This is a genomic window from Paenarthrobacter sp. NPDC089322 (assembly GCF_040684895.1).
GTDB lineage: Bacteria > Actinomycetota > Actinomycetes > Actinomycetales > Micrococcaceae > Arthrobacter.
The window spans coordinates 1-8,360 of the sequence record NZ_JBFBGW010000038.1; the positions used below are offsets into that span (position 1 = coordinate 1).

The 8,360-nt window shown below is 57.4% G+C and carries 10 protein-coding genes and 1 pseudogene; 8 read left to right on the forward strand and 3 right to left on the reverse strand.

What is annotated here, in order from left to right:
* Positions 1-161 precede the first annotated feature (161 nt).
* The 3 genes from AB0N65_RS20490 to AB0N65_RS20500 all read right to left on the reverse strand — a co-directional run bounded on the left by AB0N65_RS20490 (position 162) and on the right by AB0N65_RS20500 (position 1,520).
* On the reverse strand, positions 162-467 hold the full coding sequence (locus AB0N65_RS20490; RefSeq protein WP_364166077.1) for a hypothetical protein: 306 nt from the start codon (positions 465-467) through the stop codon (positions 162-164).
* A gap of 91 nt (positions 468-558) precedes the next feature.
* On the reverse strand, positions 559-1,116 hold the full coding sequence (locus tag AB0N65_RS20495) for an RNA 2'-phosphotransferase (RefSeq protein ID WP_364166080.1): 558 nt from the start codon (positions 1,114-1,116) through the stop codon (positions 559-561).
* Between the two features lie 47 nt (positions 1,117-1,163).
* Positions 1,164-1,520, reverse strand: coding sequence for a hypothetical protein (locus tag AB0N65_RS20500; protein WP_364166083.1), 357 nt, complete (start codon positions 1,518-1,520; stop codon positions 1,164-1,166).
* A gap of 238 nt (positions 1,521-1,758) precedes the next feature.
* Here AB0N65_RS20500 and AB0N65_RS20505 point away from each other — a divergent pair, with 238 nt between their 5' ends.
* The 8 genes and pseudogenes from AB0N65_RS20505 to AB0N65_RS20540 all read left to right on the forward strand — a co-directional run bounded on the left by AB0N65_RS20505 (position 1,759) and on the right by AB0N65_RS20540 (position 8,164).
* Complete coding sequence (locus tag AB0N65_RS20505; RefSeq protein WP_364166086.1) at positions 1,759-1,998, forward strand: hypothetical protein; 240 nt, start codon at positions 1,759-1,761, stop codon at positions 1,996-1,998.
* On the forward strand, positions 1,998-2,228 hold the full coding sequence (locus AB0N65_RS20510) for a hypothetical protein (protein ID WP_364166089.1): 231 nt from the start codon (positions 1,998-2,000) through the stop codon (positions 2,226-2,228). The genes AB0N65_RS20505 and AB0N65_RS20510 overlap by 1 nt, the downstream gene beginning before the upstream one ends.
* A 447-nt stretch (positions 2,229-2,675) precedes the next feature.
* Complete coding sequence (locus AB0N65_RS20515) at positions 2,676-3,437, forward strand: hypothetical protein (protein WP_364166091.1); 762 nt, start codon at positions 2,676-2,678, stop codon at positions 3,435-3,437.
* A gap of 514 nt (positions 3,438-3,951) precedes the next feature.
* Positions 3,952-4,068, forward strand: a pseudogene (locus AB0N65_RS20520) (hypothetical protein); the annotation flags it as partial.
* Between the two features lie 1,041 nt (positions 4,069-5,109).
* Entirely contained in the window at positions 5,110-5,922 is an 813-nt protein-coding gene (locus AB0N65_RS20525) for a hypothetical protein (RefSeq protein ID WP_364166094.1), read from the forward strand.
* A gap of 423 nt (positions 5,923-6,345) precedes the next feature.
* Positions 6,346-6,675, forward strand: a complete 330-nt coding sequence (locus AB0N65_RS20530; protein WP_364166097.1) for a hypothetical protein — start codon at positions 6,346-6,348, stop codon at positions 6,673-6,675.
* 95 nt (positions 6,676-6,770) lie between these two features.
* A complete protein-coding gene (locus AB0N65_RS20535) occupies positions 6,771-7,187 on the forward strand; it encodes a hypothetical protein (protein WP_364166100.1) in 417 nt (138 codons plus the stop codon).
* 221 nt (positions 7,188-7,408) lie between these two features.
* Positions 7,409-8,164, forward strand: coding sequence for a hypothetical protein (locus AB0N65_RS20540; protein WP_364166103.1), 756 nt, complete (start codon positions 7,409-7,411; stop codon positions 8,162-8,164).
* Positions 8,165-8,360: the final 196 nt, after the last annotated feature.

An 8,360-nucleotide genomic window follows, 5' to 3' on the forward strand; every position in this document is an offset into this window, starting at 1 on the left:
TCTTCGTCTCTGCAAAGAAGTTGGCCGGTGAGGAAGACATTGCTCATAACTCATCCTTGCATTCCGAATACAGCGCCAGGCATCGTCCCGTTGGACGATCCTTGAGCGCACCCTATTTGACTTTGACTTTGGAGTAATGCGCCTCATGCACGTGAAGTTCGTCAGGGCTCTACCTGTCGGAGGTGGACGGCGTAGTGCGCTTCGGCGTCTGCGACCAGGTCCGGGCCGGCGCGTCCGGGCAAATTACGGTTCCACCAGAATGCGGCCTCTGGTAAGACGGATGGCCCTGAGCGTAGAAGTGCGGCGAAACGTTCGTCGGTATCGGCGATTGCCTCAGCGAAAATACTCAGTTCAGGGTGCGCCGTGAGTTCCGGGGCAGTGAGGACTTTGTCGATCACATCCCTAATTCCAAGTTCGCTCTCATACTCGTAGATGCTCCACTGGTAGCCTTCTTCGCAAGCCGCCACGAAAGATTTCCACGCATCGATGTATCCGGCGGGTGACCAGGTTCTTCTGGCTCCTTTTTCGTCTGCGACCTCACGAAAGTCGCGGACGAACTCACCCATCTTCCGGAACGACCGAGATGAACGCGGCAGGAACACTATCCGCCAGCCATACTTTTTCGCCGCCACGGTAGAAGTTGACGTTGTCTCCGTGTGCGGCCGCACTGTCAATGCGAAGGAGAACCGGATTAGCGTCCTTTCGTTGTCCTACCTGCTTGGCCATTTCGACGTCCTCGGATAGGTGGACGTACTGGCGTCGCATAGGCCGCAAACCCTCTGACTGAATAGCTTTAAGGCTTTCCCTGGACGTCCCATGAAACAGTATTTGAGGTGGACCTTTTGGTGGCTTCACTATGCGGGTCGGGACACTGTGACCGTAGAGAGCCCGAATGCGGCCCCCGCTCAGTTCATGGCGTCGCTTAAGGGAGGACAGGAGCATATTTTCCAGGTCGGTGACTTCAAGGTTCACCCATTCAGGGGACTCTCCCCGAAGCGCCTGAAGCAGGTCGTCCACCGATGTCCACCCTTCCCCGTCCAGCTCCAGTTCGTAAAGCCAAGGCTCATGACGCAAAGCATGCGATACAGCTCGGCTGAGCTTCGGGTAGTCGGTCATTTGCCTCGTGCTTTCTGCAGTTACTTCCTAAGCGAGCGGGCTCGCGGTCAACGAAATTCAAGCATGTCGTCGATGGCTGAATGAAGCCATGCTGCGAAATCAGGAAATCCTCGGTCCCCGCGTGATTCCCATCCTGGGTCGGCGAAGTCATGCACGATCGAAATCTTGCCCGTTGATAGATCCCAGCACACCACGTCATCGTTGTCCTCGCGCTTGGCGAACGGGACCAGACTGCGGTTTGGATAGCGCTTCTTCAGCCCTTGATGGCGCTCTCGCAACCGTTCATTAGTCAGAACAAACCACGGCTCTAGGTAGATGATTTCCATGCTCACAAACCGGATGAAGTCTGATGGATACTCGAAGCCGGCGGGAACTTCTTCGGCGGTCAGAAGTGTCTCACTCATCAGTTTCTATCCATCCTGTCGCCTCGGAACCCTTGCTATCTGCACGGAACGCTTTGCTTCCGATACGCAATCTAACGGCCCCGACAGCCGTGGGGCAAAGCGTGAAATTCCAAGCTCCACGTTCACATAGAGTGCCCGGTAAAGGATCGGCTTACGGGCGCTCTAACGGTGATGTTGTCAATTCCCTCTGGTGCTTTCGGCACTTAGGGTAGGTGGTGAAACCAAGGATTGGGGACACATGACGCTCGGAATCGTCTTGATGGCGATCGGTCTGCTCTGGCTGTCCATGCGGAAGTGGATTGCACGCCGCCAGTACTCAGCCGCCGCCCAGATGCTTGGTAAACCTGACGAACTGAAGGAGGAACGTGCGAGGGGACTTGAGAAGTTCGGCGTCTTCTTCTGCTACGTCCTCATCGTTGGCGGCTTGATCATTGTTATTCTGACGCTTATTTTTCGGCCTCCATGGGGAGGAGCCTAGTGAACCACGAATTTCTTGGCGTCGTCGGTATTTACTTAGTTCTCAGCGCAGTAGCCCTGTACATGCTTCGCAATTTTATGGCCAAAGCAGGCGTCGACGGGTGGTCCTGGCTTCCCAACGGATCCAAGTTCAAGACCTACAAACACCAACTCATGTGGTCCAAAGTCGCCGCAGCCGTCGTGGCCAGTGCAGGCATGGTCTTCCTCGTGATGTACCTCATGACCGCGTAGTCAACGATGCAGTCTACGAATCGGCCGCAGATGGCTAAGCGGTCGCAGGGGGACTCCAGCAGCCTCCGTGCACGAACCCACGCGGCTGGGCGGTTCTTGAAGGGCGCTGGTCTTACGAAGATGCCTGGTTCAACAAGTCGATGTTGAATGCCTGAGGTCGCCCTCCAGTTCACGTCCGGTGAGGGATTCTCAACCGGGCGGTCAGGCGTGACATCGAGCGATCCAGGAGTGACGCCCCAATTCCGACTTGGCTATCCGCACCCTCGGCCTGCCTGAACCTAGGGCAGGTCGGAGACGGGACCTGTATCGTTTGGGCGCGATACAGGTTTTGTTCAGTGTGGGTGCAGCAGAACTCGATAACGAAGCCACCGAGGCAAGCCGCACACGCCTGTAATTGTTTGGCTGGAGGTTCAACGGTTTGCGATAGACGGTAAATAGACTCCCTCCATGCGCGTATTCGACATCGCCCTCAACTACAAAACCGATAGCCCTCTAGAAAAGGACCCGGACTCCCATAGTCCGCTGCTCAAAGCTGACCATCAACTCCTCTGGACCAAGGAGATCTGCGATGGGGAACTGTTCAGGCTGCAGGTCCCGGCAGAGCCAAAGACGCACCGTAACAACTACCTGGTGTTCGAGCAGACCCCCGATATAAAGTTCACGTTCGGCAGTGACGCCATCACGAACTCCTACACCACATGGGGGAAGCCAAGGGCCTTGGTCGAGGCTAAAGCCGAGTTGAGCGAGGAGCAGAAGCACCGTTATTTCAACCCGCCGTACACGATCGGCAGTGCCATGATCTGGCCGGTCAGGAAAATACACCGGCCAACCCTGAACACCGCCAGGGGGATGAGACCCCGGATCGCGGACCGGATGGACCTCACCCTGGAATGCATCCGGCGCCACTATGCCGGGGAGCCCGGCAGTCCCCTCGCCGATGTCACCTCCAACTACGTGGACTTCTTCAAACTTTTCTGCACGTTCGAGCAGTTCGTGGATTTCTTCCACTTTCAGGACCTTGTGACGCCGGAGGGGAAGATCGACTTCTTCCTGGAAGAGGACGAGGACTTCGATCGACCCGGCGTCCCGGTGACGAAGGACGAGTACATCAGGGTTCGAGAAGCCTCGTTGATGTTCATAACGCTGCGGGGCAACCGGATGGCCGACTGGGTCGAGAAAAACCACCCCGACATTGAGGTCCGCCGGTAATGATCTCTCGGTAAGGGCCCCTGCTTCGCAGGCAAATGCGCGAGCAGCACGGCCGCCAACACAACCGGCCATGCTATGCGCTCGGCATGGGCCCTGACTCCCTCGTCAGGTTGTGAAGGACTTAAGCGGTTCGTTCCTTGTCCTTCCAAGCCTGCAGCGCCTGTCGCTCCTGGGGCGGGAGATAGGAGTAGTCGTCTGTCTACCGTCACCGACACATGGTCCGCGGGCAACGTCGCAGAAGACCTTCATCGTGCGCACAAGAGTTGGTAGCTCCCCTCCCGCAGAACAAAGGAACGCATCATGACCACCCGCGAACCCCCTTTGGCCCCCCGCCACGCCGACCATCCGCCGGCGTGCAGAACCTGATAAAAGCCACCCGGGAATCTGGCAGTAAGGATATCCAGACTCCTATGGCACCCGCACCCGCGCCGTCCTCGGCCCGGGAACGGGTCGCCTACAAAAGCAGCATTCAACCCCACCAGGGGCCAGGAGGAAAACGCCCAGCTGGTCCGAGTTCGTCACCCGCGCCGTCATGAATGAGGTGTACCGTCGCGAGAGACTGTACAACCAGGGGGAGCCGTTTCCTGGCGGGACTAGGAATCTGTCGCCTGGACGGTCGCTTTCTCCTTAATTTACTGTCATTGCACTTATTGACAGTAAAGAGGTTAGGACCAGTATCTGGCCCATTAGTGAACTACCTAGGAAATCTGTTGACCCACGCCACTAGGCGCACCACCCCTTGAGTGCCGCGGTCCCCCTAGTAGGCAAAGACGACGACGGATCCGCCGTGCCGCCAGAACGCTGGACGGGTGACCAACGGCGCAGTCCATCCGGTAGCACGCGTACGCATGAAATTTGGAGGGCCTGATAACTTAGAAATTGGGCGTTGTGCCACGGAATTGAGCAGACGTCCGCATAAAGTCTTGACAGCCAGGAGTATGGTGGCTGAAGTCATCGCGTTTCTATAGCTGTGCCAGCCATACCTGATCAAACAGGCGACTTGCTGGTGTCACGGAAGTGGCAGCATTCTTGGCAGTGAAACGGAAGTGACGGGATTATGAGAGATAAGGTCGTCCGCCGTCGCTTGAGTCACTCGGGGTGGAGAGGACGTGAGTAACCAGGGTCTTGGCTAGCACTTTATTCTGGAACCATAGAGTCCTCGTCAGAACAGAAGTCAGCACGGACTTGGCGGTGTGCGATCACTAGATTTGGTCTTACGGGTATTCTGAGAATGAGAGCCCCGAAGTGCGCTGAGGACATTGCGTACGCATAAAGGCCTTGACAACACCTCGTACCTAAAGTGCGAGCAACGCAGGCCCCTCTCGCTTGAAAGAGTTACCAGGATCAAGGGAGTATTAAGCAAGGCCAACGGCTCTTGCACCCCAAGCTGGGTGTGCCCCGTTCGTCTCGGGCTGAGCCACGGTAAGTAGTTCGACGGCGACTACGTGAAGCAACGTAACTGCGTTCGGGGCACCATACTGAATATCCATCCAACCTCTGCAACTGCAGAGGTTTTTTTCGTTAAGTACCAAAGGAGGAACCATTTAGCTCAGAACAGTCAGCTCCAGCAGAGATCGATCGCCCCTTCGAAGGACCATCCCCGTGGATGGTCCTTTTCTTTTGCCCTTTGATCATTCAAGCGTCACAGGCGCTAACAGCTCAGGAGAACACCATGAAAATCCACCAGTATGCCAACTACATCAACTGGACCGCCAACACCTACCTCGAGGAACGCAAGCACGCTGACAAGGTTTCCCAGGAAACGCGGTGCTGGCTGAGGTCGTATGGAATCACAGCAGGACGGGTCAACGCCTATCTCCGGGACAGTCAGGGGAGCGGTGCGACGATGCCCAACTCCTTGGTCATGGACATCCTTGAACTCGGCCACTCCAAGGAGCGGGAGACGGTGGAAGAGCTCTACTCCATCGACGCCCTGCTCTCCACTTGGAGCGCCTTGGCCCAGGTCTACGGTCGCACGGCAACCCCGGCAGAACTCGAAGTCGCCAGGGTCGAGTTGATCGCCGAAGCAGCCTACGCACTCATCATGACAGCAGCCCAAGGATTTCCGGGCAGCGGAAGTCTGCTAAGGCTGTACTGGCAGGAGAGCGAACTACTGGACCTCACCCTGATAAGGAAGAGCACGCTGGGGTTCAGTAGTGTCGGCGCCAACCTGGAGCTGATCAAGCGCTTCAGAAAGGACCTTCCGAAGAAGCCGAAGAGTCTGCACCTTCCACGACGCCGGAAAACGCTGGAAGGTGCGCCACAACGTATCACTCCTGTAGCCCAGGGCGCGGTACCGCCTCCAGCAGAACCGAAGAGTGATATCGCGCCGCCCAAGAGTATTACACCGGTCGATCCCTACGGCGAGGACCGCCTTCCCGCCCTGCCGACCTCAGGCAGGCACTGGGCCGAGCCTTCTAAGAACTCGTTCTACTGGGTTTATGGCAATTGGCCTGATCGATGGGACAACACCTTGCCCTACTGAGAACCCTCGCCCGGCGTGCGGGCGTCCTGTTGCGACAGAGCACCGCACGCCAGCAGAGGCGATATCAGCGTCAGTACCGGAAATGTTAGGGCCGAGCGGTTGAACTACGAATCCAGGAATGCTCGTTTCGTCCCCAGGATGTCCCAGTCGGTTAGCGGGGTCTCATCGGAGAACTGCTTGGTTCCGCGTTGATGCCCGGTGCCCTCTAGCCGATCCCCAAGCGGACGCAGCGGCGTCCGTTGGGGATCCCCTACTGGGAGACCTGGCGATGCGGACAGTCGGGACGCGACGCCATGACGTCTCAAGGTAGATTCAAGCTACCGGCACGCGGCTCGTCCTCTCAGAGCTAGTCTAGATCCGGAAGAGCCACCCAGCCGAGAAGGGTAGATCATCAAGACTATTCGGGGGATCAAACGGTTATTCATGGAGCTGCCTCAACCGGCGAGGACATTCCAGAGGTGCTTCATCGGTTTTTTCCTGGGTGCTTTTCTTCTCCTGGTGATAACGCGGGTGAACTGGTTTGCCCTCGGGGTGAGTGTGTCTGGCGTCTTCGTTTTCCTGTTTGGCCTGCACGTGTTCCGAGACCTCAACGGAACCGCTAGCACCTGGTCGAAGATTTATAAGGAGAGCCATAGAATCAGCCCAGATGGCTTTACTTTCGCCGACGTACCAACCATTAAGGGCATGGGATTCATGTACATGATCATGGGCATATTCTTCGTGGCTGCGGGGATAGGCCTATCGGTTTCATAGCCCGGCGCTGTTCTCGCCAGCCGAGCATGAAGGGTCACGACACATGCCCGGCGAAGGATCCCCTACCGGACACCGGTGTGTGCTTGCATTAGGGCATGACCATTCGCGTTGTTCCGATCCTCGCTGGTGTTGAGTGGGAGCCAAACGCTCCCGAGGAGAAGTTCGCGGTGGACGAGGACCGTTTTGCTGCATTGGTGCTGCGGCCGCATCCAGACGACGCCGACGAGAGCTCAGTTGTGATCTTCTGGAGCGGTGTGGAAAACGCATCGTTTGGGTTGCCGAATGACGAGGGCCGCCATCATCACCCCCTTTATGAGGCCGGCCTGGCCGTTCTGCTTTGGGCAGGTGAGGTCGTTGACGACGAGAGCGGGCACCCGACAGTTCGCCACTTCATCGTTCCAACCAAGGAAGGCGTTGCCGAGGTGCACGCCCGAGAAATCAGCTGTGAAAGGCTGAGGGGCATCACTGAGGCCAATGATGCGATAGATCAGCTGAAACCGCAGCGTCCGTAAACCGATCGGCTTACGGACGCCTGCGTGTGCGGGAAGATTCGGGTCTCGGCCCCAGATTAGGTACGTTTGCTGGGTCATTCTCAGAAGGTCGTGCTCGAACGGACGGAGCGGTCATGGAACCAGGTCCTCAAGACTTAATTGAACTCCGGCGAGCCGGCGATACCAATCCTTCGTGGTTCCTCGATCTTGTTCAGCCGGCGATTGGTGGCGGTAGGTTCGATGTGAGCCTTTTCTCGAAGATCGAGGCCAGTCCAGGGGCGACGGCCCTCCGCGTTAGCGGCTTGGACCAGTCGAGCTTTGAGCAGCTGGTCTCCGACTACGGAACCCAGTTCAAGGAGATTGAGTTTTGGAAGTGCCCAAAACTGGAGGACCTTACGCCGCTTGAAGATCTATCGGAGCTTCGCATTGTCTCGATTTTCTGGAACCAGCGAACGGCGCGCCTGTGGGACCTTGCCTGCACGCCCCGCCTGACGGCATTACGCGTCGAGGACTTCACCCGGCTCCATCGATTGGATGACATCGCCTCCGGGCAAGCATTGAAGGAGCTCATCCTCGGAGACGCCGTATGGGGCAAGTCGGTCTTCGAGACCTTGGAACCTCTTGGAAAACTCAGGAACTTGCTGAGCTTAGGCCTGCTTCCAAAACGGATTGTCGATGGTCAGGTTCAGCCTCTTGGTTCACTGGTTAACCTCAAGACGTTACGGATTCCGTTCAACCTCTTCACGACGGAACAGGTCGCCTGGCTTCGTGCGCACCTACCTGAGACTGTGGATTCGGAGGCGCTTGCCGCGACTCTCCCGCTAACCACGCCTTTCCACGATGGTGGTAAGCCCCGTGATGTTCTCCTTATCGGGAAGCGCAAACCATTCCTGAACTCTGAGCTGGACGCTGCACGAATCCGCAAGCACGAACTGAGCTTCCAAGAAATGGTCGCTGCCTTCCGCGCCGATCCCACCCTCAACCCCAAAGTGTCCTAGCGATGCTACCTCGAACAGCCTCCACAGATACTACTGAGGGGCATGGAGACGTCCGGCAGGGGATCCCTCACCGGACAGCTATTTCGAAGGGCGTCGCTCTCCGCCGCTGGTTCCCGGATGGCAGACTGCACGTATGGACAGAATGAACCGCACAGCGCTCCACCACGCGGCCCTGGAAAATGATGTTGCCACCGTA